This is a genomic window from Arthrobacter sp. 05L44 (assembly GCF_056397605.1).
In genome coordinates this window covers 1107869-1131114 of record NZ_JBFTNS010000001.1, presented here as the reverse complement: position 1 = coordinate 1131114, position 23246 = coordinate 1107869, and the positions used below count along the sequence as shown (strand labels likewise).

At 68.5% G+C, this 23246-nt stretch carries 16 protein-coding genes and 1 rRNA gene; 6 read left to right on the top strand and 11 right to left on the bottom strand.

Features of this window, described 5'->3' with window-relative positions; translation table 11 throughout:
* The 4 genes from rrf to AC1DHY_RS05215 all read left to right on the top strand — a co-directional run.
* Positions 1–92, top strand: a 5S ribosomal RNA gene (rrf, locus tag AC1DHY_RS05230); the annotation flags it as partial.
* Between the two features lie 408 nt (positions 93–500).
* Positions 501–788, top strand: a complete 288-nt coding sequence (locus tag AC1DHY_RS05225; protein ID WP_011776355.1) for an HU family DNA-binding protein — start codon at positions 501–503, stop codon at positions 786–788.
* A gap of 109 nt (positions 789–897) precedes the next feature.
* Positions 898–3051 (top strand): bifunctional copper resistance protein CopD/cytochrome c oxidase assembly protein, encoded by a 2154-nt coding sequence (locus AC1DHY_RS05220; RefSeq protein WP_476903254.1) that lies wholly within the window; start codon positions 898–900, stop codon positions 3049–3051.
* Complete coding sequence (locus tag AC1DHY_RS05215) at positions 3051–5015, top strand: NHL domain-containing thioredoxin family protein (protein ID WP_476903253.1); 1965 nt, start codon at positions 3051–3053, stop codon at positions 5013–5015. Before AC1DHY_RS05220 ends, AC1DHY_RS05215 begins: the two co-directional genes overlap by 1 nt.
* A gap of 50 nt (positions 5016–5065) precedes the next feature.
* On the opposite strand, the gene AC1DHY_RS05210 is transcribed toward AC1DHY_RS05215, so the two are convergent.
* From AC1DHY_RS05210 to AC1DHY_RS05200, 3 genes are all read right to left on the bottom strand, one after another.
* Positions 5066–6058, bottom strand: a complete 993-nt coding sequence (locus AC1DHY_RS05210; RefSeq protein ID WP_476903252.1) for a hypothetical protein — start codon at positions 6056–6058, stop codon at positions 5066–5068.
* A gap of 89 nt (positions 6059–6147) precedes the next feature.
* Positions 6148–7818: a helicase HerA-like domain-containing protein gene (locus AC1DHY_RS05205; protein WP_476903251.1), complete on the bottom strand. Its 1671-nt coding sequence runs from the start codon at positions 7816–7818 to the stop codon at positions 6148–6150.
* Between the two features lie 69 nt (positions 7819–7887).
* Positions 7888–8589 carry a type 1 glutamine amidotransferase domain-containing protein gene (locus tag AC1DHY_RS05200; protein WP_476879637.1) on the bottom strand — a complete coding sequence of 234 codons (702 nt, stop codon included), beginning with the start codon at positions 8587–8589 and terminating at the stop codon, positions 7888–7890.
* A 221-nt stretch (positions 8590–8810) separates the two neighbouring features.
* Between AC1DHY_RS05200 and AC1DHY_RS05195 the strand changes: the two genes are divergently transcribed.
* Positions 8811–9800 carry an LLM class flavin-dependent oxidoreductase gene (locus AC1DHY_RS05195; RefSeq protein ID WP_476903250.1) on the top strand — a complete coding sequence of 330 codons (990 nt, stop codon included), beginning with the start codon at positions 8811–8813 and terminating at the stop codon, positions 9798–9800.
* 78 nt (positions 9801–9878) lie between these two features.
* Here AC1DHY_RS05195 and galK read toward each other — a convergent pair whose 3' ends face one another.
* The 8 genes from galK to AC1DHY_RS05155 form a co-directional block, all read right to left on the bottom strand.
* On the bottom strand, positions 9879–11051 hold the full coding sequence (gene galK / locus AC1DHY_RS05190) for a galactokinase (RefSeq protein ID WP_476879823.1): 1173 nt from the start codon (positions 11049–11051) through the stop codon (positions 9879–9881).
* A 2-nt stretch (positions 11052–11053) separates the two neighbouring features.
* Positions 11054–12166, bottom strand: a complete 1113-nt coding sequence (gene galT / locus AC1DHY_RS05185; protein WP_476879822.1) for a galactose-1-phosphate uridylyltransferase — start codon at positions 12164–12166, stop codon at positions 11054–11056.
* 1 nt (position 12167) lies between these two features.
* Positions 12168–14399 carry an alpha-galactosidase gene (locus AC1DHY_RS05180; protein WP_476903267.1) on the bottom strand — a complete coding sequence of 744 codons (2232 nt, stop codon included), beginning with the start codon at positions 14397–14399 and terminating at the stop codon, positions 12168–12170.
* A 64-nt stretch (positions 14400–14463) separates the two neighbouring features.
* Complete coding sequence (locus AC1DHY_RS05175) at positions 14464–15261, bottom strand: DeoR/GlpR family DNA-binding transcription regulator (protein ID WP_476903249.1); 798 nt, start codon at positions 15259–15261, stop codon at positions 14464–14466.
* A 9-nt stretch (positions 15262–15270) separates the two neighbouring features.
* Entirely contained in the window at positions 15271–17370 is a 2100-nt protein-coding gene (locus AC1DHY_RS05170; protein ID WP_476879824.1) for a beta-galactosidase, read from the bottom strand.
* 35 nt (positions 17371–17405) lie between these two features.
* Positions 17406–18353, bottom strand: a complete 948-nt coding sequence (locus tag AC1DHY_RS05165; RefSeq protein ID WP_476903248.1) for a carbohydrate ABC transporter permease — start codon at positions 18351–18353, stop codon at positions 17406–17408.
* Complete coding sequence (locus tag AC1DHY_RS05160) at positions 18350–19303, bottom strand: carbohydrate ABC transporter permease (protein WP_476903247.1); 954 nt, start codon at positions 19301–19303, stop codon at positions 18350–18352. The genes AC1DHY_RS05165 and AC1DHY_RS05160 overlap by 4 nt, the downstream gene beginning before the upstream one ends.
* A 45-nt stretch (positions 19304–19348) precedes the next feature.
* Positions 19349–20668, bottom strand: a complete 1320-nt coding sequence (locus AC1DHY_RS05155; protein WP_476903246.1) for an ABC transporter substrate-binding protein — start codon at positions 20666–20668, stop codon at positions 19349–19351.
* Positions 20669–21013: 345 nt separating this feature from the next.
* Here AC1DHY_RS05155 and AC1DHY_RS05150 point away from each other — a divergent pair, with 345 nt between their 5' ends.
* Positions 21014–23221: a discoidin domain-containing protein gene (locus AC1DHY_RS05150; protein ID WP_476878259.1), complete on the top strand. Its 2208-nt coding sequence runs from the start codon at positions 21014–21016 to the stop codon at positions 23219–23221.
* Positions 23222–23246 lie beyond the last annotated feature (25 nt).

Here is a 23246-nt window from a genome sequence, read left to right as displayed (position 1 = left end):
CGCCCGGTCCCATTCCGAACCCGGAAGCTAAGACCCACAGCGCCGATGGTACTGCACCCGGGAGGGTGTGGGAGAGTAGGTCACCGCCGGAACATCATTAGGTCGAGAGCCTCCAACCACCAGGTTGGAGGCTCTCCCACTTTAACCACACAACCAACCACGCCAGACCTGCGGACCGGCCCTCCCCCGGCCCCCGGCACAGACGGACGGCCCTCCCCGGCAGACCGGCACACCACGCAACAAGCGCCCCGGGCCGGCCACTGCAGCCCGCCGACGCCCCGCCCTGGCCAACACCTGCCGCCGGCCCCGCGCCCGGCCACACAGCAAGGTGTCCGCTGATGGCTGAAAAGCGGTCCAAAACCCGGAAATTTTCCCAAAAAAGGGCGAAAACACGCGGAATTTGCCACCTCGGCGGCGCCAAGCTGGTAAGTTTTCGAAGAGTGGCCCGCATGCATGCCGCGTGCAGGCTTCAGAAATTAGAACAGTCCAGGAGGACATAAATGGCTAAGAACCGTAGTGAACTTGTTGCAGAGGTAGCTGGCAAGGCCGGCACCAGCCAGGCAGCCGTCAACTCCGTGCTCGATGCACTGTTCGAGGTTTTCGAGACCTCTGTCGCCGCCGGCGAAAAGATCACCATCCCGGGCTGGCTCGCCGTCGAGCGCACCGACCGCGCTGCCCGCACCGGCCGCAACCCGCAGACCGGCGAGACGATCCAGATCGCCGCTGGCCACAGCGTCAAGCTGACCGCCGGCTCCAAGCTGAAGGCTGCAGTCGCCAAGAAGAAGTAGTCTTCTTCAAACGCTTGAAAGGAGCGGCAACCCTCTGGGTTGCCGCTCCTTTTGCGTTAAGCCTCCCCGCGGATTCGGCGGGCGGACGGGCGTAGCGGACAATGGAGTTGTGCCTTTCGCAGCAAAACCCCAGACCACAGCAGCGCCTGCCCCTACGGGGGGAGCGCCTGGCTCTGGTGCCGGAACGCCGGGTATCTCCCGGCCCTGGCAGGTGGCCGGACTGGCTGCGCTGTTCCTCGGCCTGGCGGCGGCGCTGATCTTCTCGGGTGCCGCCGGTGCCCGCGCGGTCTCGGATCCCGGCGCGCTGGTCCGCTGGGGCCTGCCCGTCAGCAAGGCCGTGCACAACGTGTCCCTCGCCGCGGTGATCGGCGGCCTCATCTTCGCCGTCGGGATCCTGCCGAGGAACCTCTCCGGACGCCCCGCCCGCGGCGCCGACGCCCCCGAACACCCCGCCTTCACCCGCGCCCTGGCCATCGCCGCGGCCGCAGGTGTCGCCTGGACGTTGTCGGCCGTGGCCGTGCTGGTCCTGAGCTACTCGGACATCGCCGGGCAGGAAATCTCCGGCGACCCCGAATTCACCAAATCACTTGTGTACTTCATGACGGACATCGAGACCGGGCGGGCCTGGTTGACGGTGGTGATTATTGCCGCCGTCGTCACCACCGCACTGTTCGGTATCCGCTCGCGCGGAGCCTTGGCACTGACGCTGGTCCTCGCCACGGTCGGCCTGGCGCCGGCGGCGCTGATCGGCCACTCCGCCAGCTCGAACGACCACGAGGGCGCCATCAACTCGCTGGGCCTGCACCTGGTGGGTGTCTCGGCCTGGGTCGGCGGCATCATTGTGCTGGCGCTGCTCTCCGGCATCCTCGGTTCCCCCAGGGGTGCCGGCGCCCAGGGCCGGACCGACATCACCGAGCCCACCCTGCGCCGCTTCTCCACGCTCGCCGGCTTCGCTTTCGCCCTGGTCTTCGCCTCCGGTGTCATTAACGCCAGCATCCGGGTCTCCAGCTGGGCCGACCTGTTTGGCTCGGCGTACGGCCAGCTAATCCTGGCCAAGGCAGCGGCCACCCTGGTCCTCGGCGGCGTCGGGCTGATGCACCGTCAGTGGGTCATCCCCCAGCTGGGCGTCAAGGGCCGCGGACTCTCGGCCCGCCGGGTGCTGTGGCAGCTGATCCTTGTGGAGCTGCTGATCATGGGCATGACGTCCGGAATCGCGGTCGCGCTGGGCCGCTCGGCCCCGCCGCAGCCCACCACCTTCGCCCCGGACGCCTCCCCGGCCTTCATCCTCTCCGGGTACGAGCTCCCTCCCGAGCTGACGCCCGAACGGTGGCTCACCGAATGGCGGCTCGACTGGCTGTGGGTCGCCGTCGCCGGTTTCGGCCTGGTGTCCTACGTCCTTGGCATCCGCAAGATCCGCGGCCGCGGCGACGCCTGGTCCTGGTTCCGGACCGTGAACTGGGTGATCGGGCTGGTGGTCCTGACCTACGTGACGTCCGGGCCGCCGTCGGTCTATGGCCGTGTCCTGTTCTCGGCGCACATGGTGGACCACATGGCCCTGACCATGGTGGCCCCCATCTTCCTGGTCCTCGGCGCCCCCGTCACGCTGGCGCTCCGTGCCCTCACCGCGCGGCGGGACAGCTCCCGCGGCCCGCGGGAGTGGCTGTTGGTCTTTGTGCACTCCAAGTTCTCGCAGCTGGTCACCCACCCGCTGTTCGCCGCCGCCAACTTCGCCGGCTCGATCGTGCTGTTCTACTACTCGGACGCCTTCGGCTATGCGATGCGCGACCACGTGGGCCACGAGCTGATGAACCTGCACTTTGCCCTGACCGGCTACATCTTCGTCCTGACCATGATCGGGACGGATCCGCTGCCCCGCCGGGCGCCGTACCCCATGCGGCTGCTGCTGTTGCTGGCCACCATGGGCTTCCACGCCTTCTTCGGCGTCGCCATCATGGGCGGTACCGGGCTGCTCGCCGCCGACTACTTCGGAAACCTCGGCCGCACCTGGGGCCAGTCGGCCCTGCTTGACCAGCAGATGGGCGGCGCGGTGGCCTGGGGCATCGGCGAAGTACCCACCCTGCTCGTGGCGATCGGCGTCGCGGTTATGTGGTCCCGGTCCGACGCGCGGGAAAGCAAACGCACCGACCGTGCGGCGGACAGGAATAACGACGCCGATCTCACCGCTTACAACGATATGTTTGCCCAGCTCGCCGAACGCGACGCGAAGCTGGCAGAACGCAATTCAAAGCTGGAAGGACGCTGATGAGCGAAACCGTACGCACCCACCTCCGGGTCCGGGCCTCCGAACTGGTAGGCCGGGGCTGGCTGAACACCGGCGGGAAGTCCCTGGACCTGGAATCACTGCGCGGCAAGATCGTGCTGCTGGACTTCTGGACTTTCTGCTGCATCAACTGCCTGCACGTCCTCGATGAACTGCGCCCGCTGGAACAGCAGTACTCCGACGTCCTCGTGACCGTCGGCGTGCACTCGCCCAAGTTCGAGCACGAGGCGGACCCGGTGGCCCTGGCCGCCGCCGTCGAACGCTACGAAATCCGCCACCCGGTTTTGGACGACCCGGAACTGGACACCTGGAAGGCCTACACGGCCCGCGCCTGGCCCACCCTGGTGGTCATCGACCCCGAGGGCTACATCGTCGCGCACCTGTCCGGCGAGGGGCACGCGGACGGGCTGGCAGTGCTCATTCCCGAGCTGATCGCCGAGCACGAAGCCAAAGGCACCCTGCACCGCGGCGACGGCCCCTACGTGGCTCCAGAGCCGACGTCGGGCACGCTGCGGTTCCCGGGCAAGGCGCTGTACCTCCCGGCCGGCCGTGGTGGCTCGGCCGCAGCCGGCGACGCCGGCTCCTGGCTGGTTACCGACACCGGTCACCACCGCCTGGTGGAGCTCTCCACCGACTTCGAAACGGTGCTGGACACCTACGGTTCGGGCGAGAAGGGCTACGCCGACGGCGCCGCCGGCGAGGCCCGGTTCAACGAACCCCAGGGCCTGGTGCTGCTCCCGGAGGACGTCGCCGCCAAGGCCGGCTACGACGTCGTGATCGCCGACTCCGTGAACCACCGCCTCCGCGGGCTGTCGCTGGCCGACGGCACCGCCACGACCCTGGCCGGGAACGGCATCCAGCGGCTGCTGGAGACCGGCCCGGCGCGCGTGGATGAGGACGGCGCCGCGTACGGTGCCCGGCTCGAAGCGGATCCCCTGCAGGTTGCGCTGAGTTCGCCGTGGGACGTGGTCTGGTCGAGCAAACTCAACGCGGTGGTTGTCGCGATGGCCGGAGTGCACCAGATCTTCAGCTTCGACCCCGTCACCGGCGCGGTGTCCATTGCCGCCGGCAACGGCCTGGAGGGCCTGCTCGACGGTCCGGCCGCCGAAGCCTGGTTCGCGCAGTCCTCCGGCCTGGCCGAGGACGCCGACGGCAACATCTGGGTCGCCGACTCGGAGACGTCGGCGCTGCGCAAACTTGTGATCGCGGACGACGGCGCCATCACTGTCGAGTCCGCCGTGGGCAAGGGATTGTTTGACTTCGGCTTCCGCGACGGCCCCGCCGCCGACGCCCGCCTCCAGCACCCGCTCGGCGTGACGGTCCTGCCGGATGGCTCCGTGGCCATCGCGGACACCTACAACGGTGCGGTCCGGCGCTACGACCCCGCCACGGGCACCGTCTCCACGCTCGCGCGCGGACTGTCCGAGCCCTCGGACGTCATTGTCGACCACACCCAGGTGGCCGGCTCCGAGCCGCTGCTGGTGGTGGTGGAGGCCAACAAGCACCAGCTGGTCTACGTGCCCATCCCGAAGGAAGCGCAGCAGGTGGACGAGGGTGCCTCGCAGACCCAGCGGCCCAAGAGCCCCGTGGCGCCGGGCCTTCTATCCCTGACGGTGCGGTTCACGGCGCCGACCGGGCAGAAGCTCGATGACCGCTGGGGCGACCCCACGCAGCTGAAGATCTCCTCCACCCCGCCGGAGCTGCTGGTGGCCGGTGGGGGGACCTCTGTGGGCCTGCTCCGCACCCTGGAGCTCTCGTCCGACGTGCCGGAGGGCGTGCTGCACATTACCGCCCGGGCCGCGGCCTGCGACGGCCCGGAGACCGAGGACGGCGAGATCCCGGACCACGCGGCGTGCCACCTGTACCAGCAGGACTGGGGCATCCCAGTGGTTCTGCAGGCCGACGGGGACACCGAACTGGTCCTGGACCTGCGCGGAATGGACTAAGGCGCGCCGCGGACCGGCCCCGTTTCGGCGGCCGGTCCCGCGGCCTGCGGCTAGTTGCTGAGCAGCGGGGTGAGCTTGACGGTGTCGCCGGCGATGTCCAGGCGCGTGGTGAAGCTGAAGTCGTGGACCGCGTTGAGCTCCGTGACGGCGCCGGTGAAGAGGTCCACCTGCCGGGCCTTGATCCGGGCTTTACCGTCCAGGGGAGCCACCACCCAGCGTCCGCCGAACGGCTCGATGCTGACGGCGGGGTAGTCGGTGATGCTCCAGTCGATGGTGCCGTCCACCACCCGGTTGTTCGTGGCGTGATAGAACGGGCAGTCCGGTTGGAGCTGCTGCTGCTTGTCCGCCTGGGCCGCGCAGTTGTCCAGGAACTCCTTGACCTTGGCCGTGACCGAGTCCTTCAGGCCCGCGGTGGCGTGGGTCAGGAGGTTCAGCGGCGCCGAGGGCATGTCCCGGCTGGACACGGTGGCGCGCGTGGGGGGTGCGGCGAAGAACTGGCCGTCCAGGGAGGCCTCGTATTCCCCGGGGTACAGCACGGCGAAGGTGTTCCGGCCGTTGGGCATGTTCACCGGAACGCCGTTGAGCGAGGCCTGGCTGGAGTTGACCACGGTGACGTCCAGGACCGGCAAGGCGGCGGGGACGATCGACCAGTCGTGGAAGAAAAGCCACTGGGTGCTGGAGCGCTGCAGCAGGAACTCGGTGCGCAGCTGGCTGCCGTCAATGGTGTAGTCGATCGGCACCATCACCTGGTTGCCGCCACGGTCTTCCGCGGCGCCGAACTTCACGTCCGAGATCCGGGCGGCCGCTTTTTTCAGGCCTTCACCGTCCAGCATCGCGGCGTTGCTTTGCGGTACGGAGGCATGCAGCAGGCCCAAGGCCTTCCCGCCTTCGCCCTTCTGCAGGGCATCCAAATACTCCCGGACCGGCTGCTGCGGGCTGCCGATGGAATTGTTCACCACGTTGATGGCGACGATGGCGGCGGCCACGGCGAGCATCAGGCCCAACAGCCACACGGCTGCAATCCTGACCAACGCCTGACTCATCTGCACGTACCTTACGTTACCTGCACGCCCGCTGAATGCCGGTGTCACAGGCGCCCGGTGTGACGTGCACCATCACCGCGGGGTATGTCCTAGCGACGGCGCCGCCGCGATGACGTGCCGAAGACGCCGCGGAGCAGCTCCCGGCCGATCTGCGTCCCGAGGGAGCGCGCCATGCTCTTGAGGCCGCCGCCGAGCACACCGCCCAAGGCCCCGGCGATGTCCCCGGCCATTCCGCCGCCTGCCGGCTGCTGCTCGGGAGCGCGCCGCTGGGGGGCCGGGGCGGGCGCGGGGGCCGGTGCCGAGCGGCTGCTGGGGCGGCCGAGGATTTCTTCCTCGATCTGGCGGGCATCGGCGTCGACGGCGTTGGGGTCCAGCGCCGTTCCGGCGGCCGGGCCGGTCGGTGCAGCAGCCCGGCCGGCGAGCTTTTCATAGGCCGAGACGTTGTCCACGGCGGTGCCGTATTTGGCGAGCAGGGCGGACCCGGCCACGGTGCTGGCCACCAGGGCGGCATCACTGGGGCCCATCACCGACTCCGGCGCCCGCAGCCGGGTCAGTGCCACCGGCGTGGGCGCGCCCTTTTCGTTCATGACGGTGATGACTGCCTCGCCGATTCCGGCGGAGGTAAGGGTTTCTTCGAGGTCGTAGTCGCTGACCGGGAAGGTCGACACTGTGGCTTTGAGGGCCTTGGCGTCCTCCGGAGTGAAGGCACGCAGGGCGTGCTGCACCCGGTTCGCCAGCTGGCCCAGGACATCCGCCGGGACGTCCTTGGGCGTCTGGGTCACGAAGAAGATCCCCACACCCTTGGACCGGATCAGCCGGACGGTGGTGGTGATTGCGTCGAGGAAGGCCTTGGACGCGCCGTTGAACAGCAGATGCGCCTCGTCCAGGAAGAACACAAGCTTCGGTTTGTCGAGGTCGCCGGCTTCCGGGAGGTCCTCGAACAAATCAGCCAGCAGCCACATCAGGAAAGTGGAAAACAGCATGGGCTTGGTCTCCAGGGTCGGCAGCTCAAGGCAGGTCACGACGCCCCGGCCGTCCGGGGCCGTGCGCAGCAGCTCGGCGGTATCGAACTCCGGCTCGCCGAAGAACTTCTCCATGCCCTGGGCTTCAAGGTTGATCAGCTCGCGGAGGATGACGCCTGCGGTCGCCTTCGACAGGCCGCCGAGTTCTTCAAGTTCGTCCTTGCCCTCGTCCGAGGTCAGGAACTGGATGACGGCCCGCAGGTCCTTGAGGTCGATCAGTTCGAGGTTGTTCTTGTCCGCGAAGTGGAAGACCAGCTGCAGGCTCGACTCCTGGGTCTCGTTCAGTTCCATCACGCGGGACAGCAGGACCGGCCCGAACGAGGTGATGGTGGACCGGACCGGAATGCCTGCCCCGTCGCCGCCGAGGGCCAGGAACTCCACCGGGAAGGTCTTGCCGGACCAGGCCTGGCCGATGCTGTCGGTGCGCGCCTTCAGCTTCTCCGAACCCGTGGCGGCCGTCGCGAGGCCGGAGAGGTCGCCTTTGATGTCCGCGAGGAAGACGGGGACACCGGCGGTGGAGAGCTGTTCGGCCATCATGTGCAGCGTGACGGTCTTGCCGGTGCCGGTGGCGCCGGCCACCAGGCCGTGCCGGTTCATCATCGACAACGGCAGCCGGACCGGTGCCTCTTTGTGGAGTTCGCCGTCGACGATCGCGGCGCCAAGCTCGATGGTGGGCCCCTCCAGGGTGTACCCCTTTTGGATGGTGGCGACTTTATCTGCAGTGGATTTGATGGCCATGCGGCTAGCTTAGCCGGGTCCGGCAACCCGGACCCGGCTTCAGCTGATGTTTATTTGCCGCGACTGGGACTACCCGGCGATGGCCTTGAGGACTTCCTTCGCCACGGCCTCGCTGGACTGCGGGTTCTGCCCGGTGATGAGGTTGCCGTCGCGCACCACATGGGAGCTCCAGGCGGCCCCGTTCTCGACGATCGAACCGTTTTCCTTCAGCGCGTCCTCGACGAACCACGGCGTGTTCGGGCCGGTGCCGCCGCCGAGTTCCTCCTCGTTGGTGAATACCGTGAGGCGGCGCCCGGAGAACGCGAACGCGCCGGCGTCGTCGACGGCGCTCAGCAGGCCGGCGGGGCCGTGGCAGAACGGCGCAATGACCTTGCCGGCGGTGTTGGCTTCGATCAGCAGCCGGCCGAGGTCGGCGTCCTCGAAGAGGTCCGCCATGGGGCCGTGGCCGCCGGGCATCACGATCGCGTCGTACCCGGAAAGTTCGACGTCGGCCAGCACCAGCGGTGCCGAGAGCTCGGCGTCGATTCCGGCCAGGTAGGCGCGGAACTCATCGGCGCGGTCCTGTCCGCCGGCCGAGTCAGCAGCCAGGCTGACCCCGTCAACGGTCGGCTTGGCGCCGCCGGGGGTCGCGATGCGGACGGTGTGTCCGGCGTCGAGCAGGGTCCGGTGCGAGACGACAAGTTCCTCGGCCCAGTAGCCGGTGGGGTGCTGGCTGCCGTCGCGCATGGTGAGCGAATCGGCGGCGGATACGACCATCAGGATGTTAGCCATGTTGTACTCCTGTTCCTCCGGCCGGGGAGCCGGTTGACGGGTGGGGGTCACAAGGGCGGCAACCCCGTCAGCGCGCCGGCTATTCCGGGCGCCGGAATCCGCGGGTTTCTGGCGCCCTTGAAATAAGCCGGGCCCCGCCGCCGTTGCCACCAGTGTGCGCCGCTACCCTCCAGTGCGGCGGACCCGAATTTCCCACCACCTCCGAAAGGCCGGCATTTTCCGTGACTGTTCCGCTTTCCATCCTTGACCTCGCAATCATCGGCAAGGGCCAGACGGCGGCGGAAAGCTTCGCCGGCAGCGTGGCCATGGCCCAGCGCGCCGAAGAACTGGGCTACCGCCGCATCTGGTACGCCGAGCACCACAACATGTCATCCATCGCCTCGTCGGCGACCAGCGTCCTGATCGCCCACATCGCCGCGCACACCAGCACCATCAGGCTCGGCGCGGGCGGTGTGATGCTGCCCAACCACTCGCCGCTGACCATCGCGGAGCAGTTCGGCACCCTCGAAACCCTGCACCCGGGCCGGATTGACCTGGGCCTCGGCCGGGCGCCGGGCAGCGACCAGAACACCATGCGGGCCCTGCGCCGGGACCCGATGAGCGCCGACAGCTTCCCGCAGGACGTGCTGGAGCTGCAGGGCTACCTGACCGGGAACACCCGCATCCCGGGTGTGGACGCCACCCCCGGGAAGGGCACCAACGTGCCGCTCTACATCCTGGGCTCGTCCCTGTTCGGGGCGAAGCTGGCAGCCCAGCTCGGCCTGCCCTACGCTTTCGCCTCGCACTTTGCCCCGAACGCCCTGCAGGACGCTGTGGCGGTGTACCGCCGCGAGTTCCGTCCCTCCGCGCAGCTGGACGCCCCGCACGTGATTGCCGGCGTCAACGTGATTGCCGCTGACTCCGCGTCCGACGCCCAGGAGATGTTCCAGGCCACCAAGCGCGCCCGGGTCTCGTTGTTCTTCGGCAACGGCCGGGTCTTCAGCGACGACGAGGCGGACATGATCCTGGATGCGCCGCAGGGCCAGCACATGGCGCAGATGATGAAATACTCCGCCGTGGGCACCCCCGCCGCCGTGCAGGAATACCTGGAGGAGTTCACTGCCCACGCCGACGCCGACGAACTGATCGTCGCGCACCAGAGCGCACGGATTGAGGACCGGCTGCGCTCAGTGGAGCTCCTCGCGGAGGTCGCCGGGCTCGTCCGCGTCTGAGGCGGGGTCGCCCGGCCCCGCCCGGCCCCGGACGGGCCCGGACGGGCCGGGCATCAGCGGCCGTATGGCGCCGGCCGGCTAGGACTCCCGGCGGGCGCCCTCCGCGGCGGCCACCGCGAAGATGTGCGGGGCCGTGTAGCCGGCTTGGGCAAAGCGCTCCGCCACGCCCTCGGCGATCCGGCCGGCGTCGGCGTCCCGGACCAGCGCGATCGCGGCACCGCCGAAACCGCCTCCGGTCATCCGGGCACCGATGGCGCCCAGCTCCTGGGCACTGGAGACCGCCAGGTCCAGTTCAGCCGTCGAAATCTCAAAGTCGTCGCGCATCGAGACGTGCGAGGCGTCGAGGAGTGCCCCGATGGCAGCGGCACCGTCGGCCCGCAGTGTGGCCACGGTGTCGAGGACACGCTGGTTTTCGGTGATCACGTGCCGGACCCGGCGGTAGGTGGTCGGGTCGAGGACGGCGGCGGCGCGGGGCAGGTCCTCCGTCCCGAGATCCCGCAGGCTGGGAACGCCCATGGCCCGGGCGCCCTCCTCGCAGGAACGGCGGCGGCTGGCGTACCCGCCGTCGGCGTGCGAGTGGCTGGTGCGGGTATCGATAACCAGCAGACCCACCCCCGCGCCGGCGAAACCCAACGGCACCGCCTCGGTCTGCAGGCTCCGGCAGTCCAGCAGGATGCCGTGGTCCGGTTCACCCAGGAGCGACGCCGACTGGTCCATGATGCCGGTGGGCGCGCCCACCACGCGGTTCTCGGCGAGCTGCCCGATTTTCGCCAGCTCCTGCCGACCCAAGCCCAGGCTCCAGAGTTCGTTGAGCGCCAGCGCCACTGAGCATTCGACGGCCGCCGAGGAGGATAGGCCTGCGCCTGCCGGGACCTCGGAACTGAGCGCCAGGTCGACGCCGGACAGCCGGGAAGAGTCCGTGCCGCGGTCTGCCGCGGCCCGGGCCATGGCCCAGGCGACCCCCAGCGGGTAGGCGGCCCAGCCCTCAAGTGCGTCCGGGTCCAGCTCGGCAAGGTCCAGCTCCACAACCCCGGGGAACGAGCTGCTGGCAACCCGGAGCCTGCGGTCCGCGCGGAGGCCCGCGGCGACCGCCGTGCGCTTGTCGATGGCCAGGGGGAAAGCGAAGCCGTCGTTGTAATCCGTGTGCTCGCCGATGAGGTTGACCCGCCCCGGGGCAGACCAGAGGCCCTCCGGGGCGTGGCCGAACGCGGCGGCGAAGTAGTCGAGTCCCTGTTGGAACAGTTCCGTCATGGTTATGCTGCCTCTTCCTTGTCCATGGCGTCCCGGAGCCGGGCGGCGGCGGTTTCCGGCGGGATGTCGGCGATGAACGCCCCCATGGCCGCCTCGGAGCCGGCCAGGTACTTCAGTTTGTTTTCTTCACGGCGCGGCGAGGTCAGCTGCAGCATCAGCCGAACGTCGTCCCGGTGGGCGTTGACCGGGGCCTGGTGCCAGGCCGAAATGTACGGGGTAGGGGTGTCGTAGAGAGCGTCCACGCCGCGCAGGAGCCGGCTGTAGAGCACCGAGAACTCGTCGCGTTCCTCGTCCGTGGTCGCTGCGAGATCCGGCACGTGCCGGTGCGGGAGCATGTGCACTTCCAGCGGCCAGCGCGCGGCGAACGGGACGAACGCCGTCCAGTGCCTGCCCTTGAGCAGGACCCGTTCGGAGGCCTGCTCGAAGCCGAGGATGTCCTCGAACAGCGAGCCGCCATAGTTCTCGATGGTGCGGATCAGCTGCGCCGTGCGGGGCGTGATGTACGGGTAGGCGTAGATCTGGCCGTGCGGGTGGTGCAGGGTCACGCCGATTGCTTCGCCACGGTTTTCGAACGGGAAGACCTGCTCGACGCCGGGCAGCGCGGACAGCGCTGCGGTACGGTCCGCCCACGCCTCCACGACCGTGCGCATCCGGGACACGGGCAGGCCCGCCAGGGAACCGGTGTGTTCGGGGGAGAAGCAGACCACCTCGCACCGGCCCACCGACGGCCTGCTCCGGCCGAGCCCCACCGTGGCGAGCTCCGCCAGGCTGGCCGGGCCGCCGTCGTCCGCCAGGTCCGGGCCGAAGGACGGGGACTTGTTCTCGAAAACCGCGACGTCGTAGAGGCTTGGGATCTCGGAGGGGTTCTCCGGCGACGCCGGGGCCAGCGGGTCCAGGTGCGAGGGCGGCAGGACCACCCTGTTCTGCCGGGCGGCCGCGATGGAAATCCACTCCCCGGTCAGGACGTCCTGGCGCATCGTGGCGGTCGGCGGCCGGACGGCCGGTTCGCGCAGGTCCGGGCCGCGCTCGGCCGGGAGCGACGTGTCGGCGTCGTCGAAGTAGATAAGGTCACGCCCGTCGGAGAGCTTGCAGGCGCGCTTGGTGATCTGGCCCATGCTAGGAATTCCTTACGGAGTGGCCGCCGTCGGCGGAGTCGGCGTCAGTGACACGGCGGACCGCCAGGAGCACGCCGTGTTCGGGGTTCAGGACCGGCATCGGCAGGCCCGAAGCCGCGAGGAAACGGCCCGTGGCTTCGACTCCCGTGGCCAGCCAGGCCGGCGGCACCGTGTGGATGTAGGCACCCCGGTCATCGGAGTCCGGATACACCGCCTCCACCCGGTAGCGGCCTTCCGGCTGCAGGGCCGGGAGGCAGATCCGGCCGGGCATCTCGGCGAACGACGTCGCGACGGACACCACCGCGTAGAGGGCCTCGCTGCCGTCGTGGGCGACGACGCCGTGCACCCGGAAGGCCGGATCGGGCTCGTCGGCCCGCACCATCCGCCCGCTGTGCAGCAGGGAACGGTACTGCTTGTACAACGCGATCACCCGGGCGAGTTCTGTGTGCTCGGCGGCGCTGAGCTGCCGGACGTCCCATTCGAGGCCGAAGTGGCCGAACATCGCCGTGATGGCCCGGAAGGAGAGGTCGTGCGTGCGTGCGGTGGTGTGGCTGGTGGTGGGTCCGATGTGGGATCCGACGAGCTCGGGCGGGACCACCATGCCGGTCCAGCGCTGGATGGTCTGCCGCTCCAGGGCATCGTTGCAGTCCGAGCCCCAGACCCTGTCGGTGCGTTCCAGGATGCCCAGGTCCACGCGGGCGCCTCCGGAGGAGCAGCTTTCGATTTCCACGCCGGGGTGGGCCCGGCGCAGCTCGTCGAGCAGCCGGTACACGGCCTGGGTCTGGGCATGCACCGAGGGCCGGCCGGCGTGCCCCATCTCGGTCAGGTCCCGGTTCTGGTCCCACTTGAGGTAGCTGATCCGGTTCTCCCGGAGCAGCGCGTCGAGCCGGTCGAAGATGTACTGCCAGGCCCCGGGGTTGACCAGGTCCAGGACTTGCTGGTGCCGCCAGCGTTCGGGCAGGCGGCCGTCGGAGTCGGCGGCGCGGCGCGGCGCCGGGCCCGCGATCCAGTCCGGGTGCGCCCGGGCCAGATCCGAGTCCTCGTTCACCATCTCCGGTTCCACCCAGAGGCCGAACTCCATGCCGTGCCCGGTGACGGCGTCGATCAGCGGTGTCAGCCCGTCTGGCCAGAGCTGCTCATCGACATACCAGTCGCCAAGGCCGGCGGAGTCGTTGCGCCGGCCCCGGAACCAGCCGTCGTCGAGCACGTAGCGTTCGACGCCGAGGTCCGCGGCGGTCTCGGCGAGCTCCAGCAGGGCCGGGAGCCGGTGGTCGAAATACACGGCCTCCCAGACGTTCAGCACCAACGGGCGGGGTGCGCCCGACGCCGTCCCGGGGTGGTGCGGGCGCCCGCGGAACCAGGTGTAGAAGGCGTCAGTGATGCCGTCCAGGCCGTCCGCGGAGTAGGCGGCGAACAGCCAGGGGGTCTCGTAGCGGGCGTCCGGGGCCAGGGTGATTTCGGCGGATCCGAGCAGCTCGGACGCGCCGATCACGGTCCGGCCGTCGCCCGTGGTGTCGACGAAGCTCTCATGGTTGCCGCTCCAGCCGAGGTGGACGGCCCAGACCTGCCCGTGCCGGTATCCGAAGCCGGGGGTGCCGGCGGCAAGCAGGAGTGAGGCATCGTGGCCGGTCCTGCCGTGCCGGCCGGAGCGGACCCAGGTGCCCTGGTTAAGGGGCAGCCGCTGGGGGTGGGATTCGCGGCACCAGCGGCCGGTCAGGTCCAGGACCTCGGTCGCGGCGCGGCCTACGGGCAGAACGGCCGCCAGTTCCTCGACGGTGTAGGGGTCCGGGCCGTCGTTGGTCAGCGAGTGGCGGAGCTGGAGGAGGCCGCCGTCGTTGATCCGGAGCTCGGTATGGACCGTGATGCCGGCGTCCGGGTCGGCCTGGGTGATGACCGCGGAGCCGGTGCCGCCCTCGGCAACGGATACCAGCCGGAGCCGGGAGGAGAACGCACGCCCGTCGCGGTGGCCGCGGAGTCCGGGCCGGCCGCGCCAGCCGGAGGACGCCTGCGGAACCAGGCCCAGGGTCACCGGGGTGTCCAGGGCCGAGTGCGGGACGGGGTCCCGCAGCAGCGCTAGGTCCGGCAGGTCGGGGCCGAGGTCGGCGCCGAAGTGCAGCAGGGCGGGTTCGCCGGTGCTGAAGTCGATGAGGAGCGCCGTGCCGGAGCGCCGCAGGTAGAGGGGAGCCGGCGGTGTGTCGGTTCCTCCGGCGAGGGGTGCCGGGGCAAGGTTCAGGTCCGGGTTATTCACTGCAGCTCCAGGCGTTGTCAGGTCGGGTGGGTGGTGCGTGCTGGTTGGGTCAGCCGGCGGCGGCGCTGGCCGCGGCCTCGGTGGGGGCCAGGCGCAGCCGGCCGACGCGCTCGCCGAGGACGCGCCTGGCCTCGCTGCCCAGCCGGTCGTCGCTGATGAGTTCGTCCGCGTCCTCGAGCGCGGCGATGGTGCTGATGCCCAGGGTGCCCCACTTCGTGTGGTCGGCCAGGACCACCACCCGGCGGGCCGCGGCGACGAAGGCCCGGTCGGTTTCGGCCTCCAGCACGTTCGGGGTGGTGAAGCCGGCGTCGGGGTCGACGCCGTGGACGCCGAGGAACAGGACGTCCAGGTGCAGTTGTTTCAGCGAGGATGTGGCCAGCGGGCCCACCAGGGCATCGGACGGGGTGCGCTCGCCGCCGGTCAGGATCACGGTGGACGGCGAGGAGCTTTGGTGGAAGACGTCGGCAATCCGCACCGAGTTGGTCACCACCGTGATCCGCGGGCCGGCGGAGAGCAGCTGGGCGAGCGCCCACGTGGTGGTGCCCGCGCTGAGGCCCACCGCCATCCCCTCCCGCACCTGGGCCGCTGCCTCCTGCGCGATGGCCATTTTCTCGTCCTTAAGCTGGGTCACCTTCAGCTCGAAGCCCGGCTCGTGGGTGCTGGCCCCGCCCGGCAGCTTGGCCCCGCCGTGGATTTTCTCCACGGCGCCGGACGCGTCCAGGGCCTCGATGTCCCGCCGTACCGTCATCAGCGAGACGCCCAGCATCTTGGCGAGATCGGCGACACGGACGATCCGTTCGCGCTGGACCTCGGCGAGGATGGCTGAATGACGGGCTGCGGCGAGCATCTGGGGTCCTTACAGGTTTGAGGGGGTTGGCAGGCTTGGCTGGTGTGAGTGGGCTGCGGCCGTGCCGGCGAGCCCGGCGGCCGCTGAGCGGACGACGGCGACTGCTCCGGCCGCGAGGCCGAGACCGCCGTCGAGCTCGGTGCCGGTGAGCACGTCGACGCCGGCCAGCGGGAGCCGGACGTCGGCGCTCCCGTGGTTGATGCAGAACGTCCAGTCGGTCCCGTCCTTGCTGCGCCGGGCCACCTCGACGTTCTCCGGCAGGTCCGGAACGAGTGGTTCCACCCCTGCGTCCGCGCAGACGGTGCTGAGCAACTCGCCCAGCCCCTCCGGCGCGAGCGAGGTCGCGACGTAGTAGGCGCGGCCGCTTCCGGCAGAGTTGCGGGTCACGGCGGGGGAACCGGCGGCCGGTCCCTCGTCCACGGCGGCGAGGACCTCGGCGGTGGTGGCCTGCCCGAGCTCGTTCCAGCAGGTGCCGGCGCCGTAACCGGTGAGCCGGACATTCTCGCCTTCCCGGAGCGGGAAGAACTCTTCCATCCGGACGCCGAGCAGTGCGCTGAACGCGCCGGGGTAGCTGCCAAGCCTGATGTGGTCATTTTCGTCCACGATACCTGAGAAGTACGTCACTATCAGGTGGCCGCCGGCGCGGACGTAAGCGTCCAGGTTCGCGGCCCCGGCATCGCTGACCAGGTACTGCATCGGGGCGACCACCAGGCGGTAGCCGGAGAGGTCGTCGGTGCCCTGCCGGAAGTCCGTGGGGATGCCGGCGCGGTAGAAGGCGTCGTGCCAGCGGCGGGTTTCGGCGATGTTGGAAGCGTCCACGCTGGGGTGCGAGTCCAGTTCCGAGGCCCACCGGGCGTCGGTGTCGTGCAGGATGGCGACGTCCACTTGGCCGGAGGCGCCGGTCGCCACGGACCCGGCGATCTCGGCCAGGCTGCGCAGCGCCTGCCCGAGCTGGACCACTTCACGCCAGACCTTGGTGTCGGTGCCGGCGTGCGGCAGCAGCCCGGAGTGGAACTTCTCGGCGCCGGCCCGGGAGGCCCGCCACTGGAAGAACAGCGCGCCGTCGGCCCCGCGGGCCACGTGCTGCATGGAATTGCGGAGCATCTCGCCGGGCGCCTTGGCGATGTTGCGGGGCTGCCAGTTGACGGCGGAGGTGGAGTGCTCCATCAGCAGCCACGGCTTGCCGTTGGCCCAGCCGCGGGTGAGGTCCGCGGTGGCGGCCAGCTCCTGGTAGTTCCGCGGGTCCTCGGCAATCAGGTAGTGGTCGTTGGACACCACATCCATTTCCTCGGACCAGCGCCAGTAGTCCACCGGCTGGTGCAGGCCCATGTTGAAGCCCATAAAGTTGGTGGTGACCGGGTGGCCCGAGTGCGAGCGGAGGATGGCGGCCTCGGCCTTGTAGCATTCGAGCAACTCATCGGAGGAGTAGCGGGCGAAGTCCAGCTGCTGGGTGGGGTTCACCCAGGTCCCGGAGGTCCGCGGCGGCAGGATCTCCTCCCAGGCCGAGTAGCGCTGCGACCAGAAGGCGGTGCCCCAGGCGGCATTGAGCGCGTCGAGGCTGCCGTAGCGGGCCTCGAGCCAGCGCCGGAAACCCGCAGCGGCGCCGTCGGAGAAGTCCGGCTGGTTGTGGCAGCCGTATTCGTTATGGACGTGCCACATCACGACGGCGGGGTGGTCCTTGTAGCGGACGGCGATCTGCTCGGTCAGCGCGGCGGCCGCCCGGCGGTAGTCGGGGCTGGAAGCCGCGAAGGCCTGCCGCGAACCGTAGCTGTGGCGGACGCCGTCGGCAGTGACCGGCAGTGATTCCGGGTATTTGTGGCTGAACCACGGCGGCGGCGATGCGGTGGCGTTCGCCAGGTCCACCCGGATGCCGTTGGCGTGCAGCAGGTCCAGGACCCGGTCCAGCCAGCCGAACTCGTAGACGCCCTCGGACGGTTCCAGCAGCGACCAGCTGAAGATGCCCACGCTGACCAGGTTGACGCCGGCCTCCCGCATCAGCCGGACATCTTCCTCCCACGTTTCCTCGGGCCACTGCTCGGGGTTGTAGTCCCCGCCGAAGGCGAGCATGGGGGAGCCTTCCGAGCCGAGGCGGGCGGTGATGTAGTCCATGGCGGCGTCGGTCTGCTTGGTGCTGTTGTCCACAATTATCCTTTGCTGGAGCCGAGGGTCAGGCCGGCCACGAAGTGTCGCTGGAGCAGGAGGTAGATCACCAGGGCCGGGATGGCCGTGATCATGGCGCCGGCCGCGATGAGGTTGTAGTTGGAAAGGAACTGGCCCTGGAGGTTGTTGACGGCCGTGGTGAGGGGGAGGCGGTCCCCGCTCTGCAGGAAGAGCAGCGGCCAGAAGAAGTCGTTGTAGATGAAGATGACTTCGAGTGTTCCCATGGCGGCCAGGGCGGGACGGCAGAGGGGCAGGATGATGTCCCAGTACTGGCGCCAGATCCCGGCCCCGTCAACCAGCGCAGCCTCGGTGAGCTCGGGGGAGAGGGCCTTCATGTAGTTCGAGAGGACGAAGGTCACGAAGCCGATCTGGAACGCGGTGTCCACGGCGATCACGCTGATGTAGGTGTTGAGCAGGCTCCCCGAGTCGCTGACGCTGTAGGGAAGCGGCAGCAGCTTGAACATCTCGAACAGGGGCGCGGCGAGGACCTGCGGGGGAAGCAGGTTTCCGGCCGTGAACATAATCAGGAGCGTGACGTTGAATTTCCAGCTGACCCGGCTGACGGCGAACGCCATCATCGAGGCGAAGAACAGCACCAGCAGGACGGACGGGATGGTGATCAGCGCCGAGTTCCAGGCGTACTGGGCGAAGCCGCCCTGGGTCCAGGCCTGGCTGAAGTTGTCGAAGTTGAAGGAGCCTTCGAAGCTGAAGTAGCCGTACTTGTCCGTGTCCGCCTTGGGCCGCAGCGCGGTGAAGATGGTCCAGACCAGGGGGATGAGCCACATCACTGCGAGCACGATCAGGAAAATGTGGATGCCGTAGTGGCGTTTTCCGCGCTTGGCGCCGGCCTGCTGGCGGGACGCCGCACGGGCGCTGCGCCCGGCGATGGTGTTGCCCGCGGCCGGTGCATCGGTGGGCTGTGCGATGCTCATGCCTCTTTGTCCTTTCCGAAGGCCCTGGACAGGTAGAAGGTGATGGGAACCAGGGAGATGACAAGGAGGATGACGGCCAGCGCCGATCCGACGCCGATCACCTGACCCTCGCCGACCAGGTTTTGGATGACCAGGGCGCTGATGAGTTCCAGGCCGTTGGTGCCGCGGTTGATCACGTAAACAATGTCGAAAGCCCGGAGGGATTCGATCACGGTGATGACGATGATGATGACGTTGACCGGCCGCATGGCCGGGAAAATGACCCGGAAAAAGGTCTGGACGGCGTTGGCGCCGTCGATCTGCGCAGCTTCGCGGAGGGTGGGATCGACGCCCTTGAGGCCGGCCAAATAGAGGATCATGACGTAGCCCGCGTGCCGCCAGGTCGCGGCGATGAGGGCGGCCCAGATGTTCACGCTGGAATCGCCGAACCAGTCGACGGCCTGGGGTGTGCCCGCGGTGCCGAGCAGGAAGTTCAGCAGCCCGCTGTCGCGGTTGTAGAACAACTGCCAGATGACGCCGATGAGTGCCAGCGAAAGCATCACCGGGGTGAAGAAGATGCTCTGGTAGATCTTGCTGCCGCGGATGTTCTGGTCCAGCAGGATCGCCAGCAGCAGGCCCAGCGGCGTCGCGATCACAGCCAGGAACACCAGCCAGAGCACGTTGTGCTGCACGGCGGGCCAGAACGGCGGGTAGTTCTGGGCGATGAAGTCGTAGTTGCTCAGGCCCGCCGGCTTGATGTCGTCGAGGCTCAGGCCATTCCACCGGGTGAAGGACAGGGCAGCCGACAGCAGTGTTGGGATCCAGACCAGGACCAGTTGGATCAGGGTGGGCAGGCCCACCATAAAGGCCAGGACCCATTTATCGCGGCCTGAAAGCCGGCGGACCCGCCCCGTCGGGGCAGCGGCTTTGCGCCGCGCCCCGACGGGGCTCGTATCGGTTGGTGTACTCACGAGAACTTATTCCTTAGTGCCGGATGGTGGTGGCCCGAACGGCCACTACTGGGCGGCGTAGAGCGACTTGGCCTGGGCTTCCAGGTTCTTGACGTCCACGTTGCCGTCCTTGATGAAGGACTGCAGCGCCGGGATCATGACGTTGTTGGCCATGGCCGGAAGCGCGTCCCGGTCGAAGAACTGGCTGATGCTCTTGGCGTTGGAGATGACATCGGCCATCTTCTTGCTCAAGGGCGAGAACTTGGACGTATCGGCGCCCTTCGCGGCGGCGATGTTCGAGCTGTCGACGGAGGCGTAGACATTCTGCCCCTCCGGGGTGCCGAGGTAGGCCAGGAAATCCTTGGCGGACTGGTTCTGGCCGCCCTTCTTGGACAGCAGGAGTCCGTCGATGGGGGCTTCGACGGCGTCCCGGCCCTCCACCGCCACCTCGGGGAACGGGAAGAAGTCGATGTCTGCGGCGACGGTCTTGTCCGTGTACTGCTGGGTGAGGAAGGAGCCGAGGAGGTACATGCCCGACTTCTTCGAACCGAGGTTCTTGGCCGAGTCCTGCCAGGTCATGCCCAGGGCGTTGGGGTTCTGGAACGGGAGCAGCTGCTTCCAGGTGTCGAAGACGTCGCTGACCTTCTTCTGGTCCCACGATTCCTTGTGCGCCGTGAGGTCCATATGGAACTGGTAGCCGTTCAGGCGCATGTTCAGGTAATCGAACGTGCCCATGGCCGGCCAGCCGTCCTTGTCGGCGAATTCGATCGGGATGAGGCCGTCAGCCTTCATCTTCTTGGCGAGGGCCACAAGCTGGTCGAACGTGGTGGGGACCTCGTAGCCCTTTTCCGTCCAGAGGCTCTTCCGGTAGAAGAAGCCCCACGGGTAGTTGTAGTTCGGGACGAAGTACATCTTGCCGTCGGCTCCGGTGGAGGCCTTCTTCATGGCGTCGGAGTAGTTGCCGCCGATCTTTTCCCAGACGTCGTCGATCGGCGCCAGCAGGCCCTTTCCGGCGTAGTACTGCATCCGGTAGCCGGCGAACCACGTGAAGGTGTCGTCCGGGCTGCCCTGAAGGTAGGTGTTGATTTTGTTCTGGAAGTCGTTGTGCGGCACCACGTTCGTGGTGACAGCGACGCCGGACTTCTTGGTGAAGGCATCGGTGACGGCCTTGTAGGCGGCCTTGGGCACCTCGTCCGATGAACCCGATCCGAACGTGACGGTCTTGCTGCCGCCGCTCGCTGCGGGGCCGCTGCCGCCTGTGCACGCGGCCAGGAAGGGTACCCCGGCCATGGCGATGGCGCCGGCGCCGAATGTCTTCAGCAGCGTCCGCCGGTCCCACCCGCCCTGGGCGGAGGCTTGGCGCAACGCGTCTTCGTGCATGGTCATGATTTCTCCTTTGAAACAGCGCGGGTGGTGTGAAGCAGCTCACATGATTATCTATCATAATCGCACAATAAGGAACGTCAAGAGGCAAAAAGGAACATTCTTGCACCGGGATGCCGAAGTATGACGTCGAGGACGACGTCGACGGGCGCCGGGTGGGGGCGCCTGGGCGGCGGCTGGCGACAGTGCCTTCGGCCCGTAGATATTTCCGGGGCCGCCCGCCACACTGAAAGATGATCGCCGGCAGTCATCGCTGTGCCGGCGGCCGGTGGCGCACCGCCTGTGATCCGGGGCTGCCCACCACGCTCCCGCTGGCCAGCAAACAGATTTCACCGGCCCTAGGAACTCATGGCATCAAACCCTGAGCGCAAAAAATTCCGCCCCTCCCGGCGCCTCATCACGGTCTTCGTGGCCATCCTCGCGGCGCTGGGCATCTGGCTGGGATCCACCGTGGTGCTGCGCGGCGCTGAGCCGGGTCCGCTGCCGGCCGCCGACGGGACCATCAGCATCGAGCTGGACAAGCCCGTCAACACCTTCGACGGCTACCGCGCCATGGGCGCGGGGGCGGACGGGCTGGAAGAACACGAAATTGACCGTGTCTGGTCTGCCCGGAACGTCGAGGCCATGAAGTCGGCCGGATTCGGTCCGCTGAGTTACCGGCTGCGCACCGAGCTGGGGGTCAAGGCGTGGCATTGGAACCCACGGGGGACCTGGAGCCAGCCGGACCGGGAGCAGGGTTACTGGACGTCCTCGTCGGAGCCTGCGGGGGACTACGGCGTCTCCTATGGCTACCGCCTCCCGAGGCGCGGAAACACGATCGACCAGGGCAAGGACAACGGGCACTCCCGGCTCAACGACGGGGACGACGCGACCTTCTGGAAAAGCAACCCCTATCTGGATCCGCATTACACCGGGGAACCGGCCGGGCTGAATCCGCAGTGGATCATGACGGAGTTCCCGCAGGCACTGCCCGTGGATATGGTCCGCTTCGACTGGGGGACGCCGTACGCCGCGTCGTTCAAGGTGCAGTACTGGACCGGCACTGACGCGCGGTTCCCCGTCGACCAAGGCACCTGGCGGGACTTTCCGCAGGCAGCCCACCGGGGGACCGGAGGGACCCAGACGGTCCGGGTCGCTGACCGGCCCGTCAACGTCCAGTACCTCCGCATCCTGCTTCTGCAGGGTTCAGGCACCGCCCCCGCCGGATCCCGCGATATCCGCGACCGGCTCGGCGTCGCCGTCCGCGAACTCTACATTGGCCGGCAGCAGGGCGGGTCCTTCATCGACAACGTCCGGCACCGCGAGTCGCGCCGCCAAACGGTGATGTGGACATCCTCGACCGATCCCTGGCACCGCGCAGAGGACCTCGACAAGAACTACGAGCACGCCAGTTTCGAGCGGCTTTTCGCCAGCGGCATCACCCGGGGGGAGCCCTTGATGGTGCCCGTTCCGGCGCTGTACGGGACCCCCGAGGACGCTGCAGCCCTGGCCACTTACCTCAGCAGGGGCGGCTACCCGGTCAGGCGGATCGAGGTCGGCGAGGAGCCGGACGGCCAACTGGCCCAGCCGGAGCACTACGGCGCCCTGTATGTGCAGATGGCGGCCGCCATGAAAGCCGTGAATCCGTCGCTGGAGTTCGGCGGCCCGGGGTACCAGACCACGCTGCCCGACTGGGTGCATTGGCCCGACGGGCACGGCGTCCGGTCCTGGACCGGCCGCTTTGTGTCCTACCTCCGCCACCGCGGGGCCATGCAGGACTTTAACTTCTTCTCCTTCGAGTGGTACCCGTTCGATGACGTGTGCGCGGACCCTGCCGCGACGCTGCCCCAGAACCCGGACCTGCTTGCGCAGCTTCTCAAGCGCCAGCACGACGCCGGCCTGCCCGCCGGGATCCCCAAGGTCATCACCGAGTATGGCTACTCGTCCTTTGTGGGGGCGGTGGAACTCGAATTGCCCGGGGCCATGGTCAATGCCGAAACCGCCGCCATGTTCCTGGCGATGGGCGGCGAAAGCAGCTACTTCTACGGGATCGAGCCGAACTGGGTGGTCCAGGACGAGGTCGGGGAGAAGTGCGACACCCGGGGCAACCTGATGCTGTTCCAGTTCTATGACGAATGGAAGATCCGCCCGGTAGCCGCCTTCCAGGCCGCCCGGTTGGTCAACGAGCACTGGCTGGAGGCCGGTACCGGCCGCCACACCATGTACAGCACCACCAGTGATGTCCGGAATGCGAAGGGCCAGGCGCTGGTCACCGCCTACTCGGTCCGCCGTCCGGACGGCAGGCTCGGCGTGCTGCTGTTTAACAAGGACCCCAAGCGTGCCTTCACCGTCCGCCTGATGCAGCACGACGGCGGGGACAGCCGGCCGCTGAAAGGGAATCTGGAACTAGACCAGTATTCGGCGGCGCAATACCAGTGGAATCCCTCCCGCGGCAGGGGCAACGGCGGCCATCCTGAACCCAACGACCCGCCGGTCAGCATCACCATCGGCGCGGACAGGCACGCCACCATCACGTTGCCGCCCTACAGCATCTCCGTGGCACTGGCCCCCGGCTGAGCCGCCGGCCGGGTCACGCCGTGCC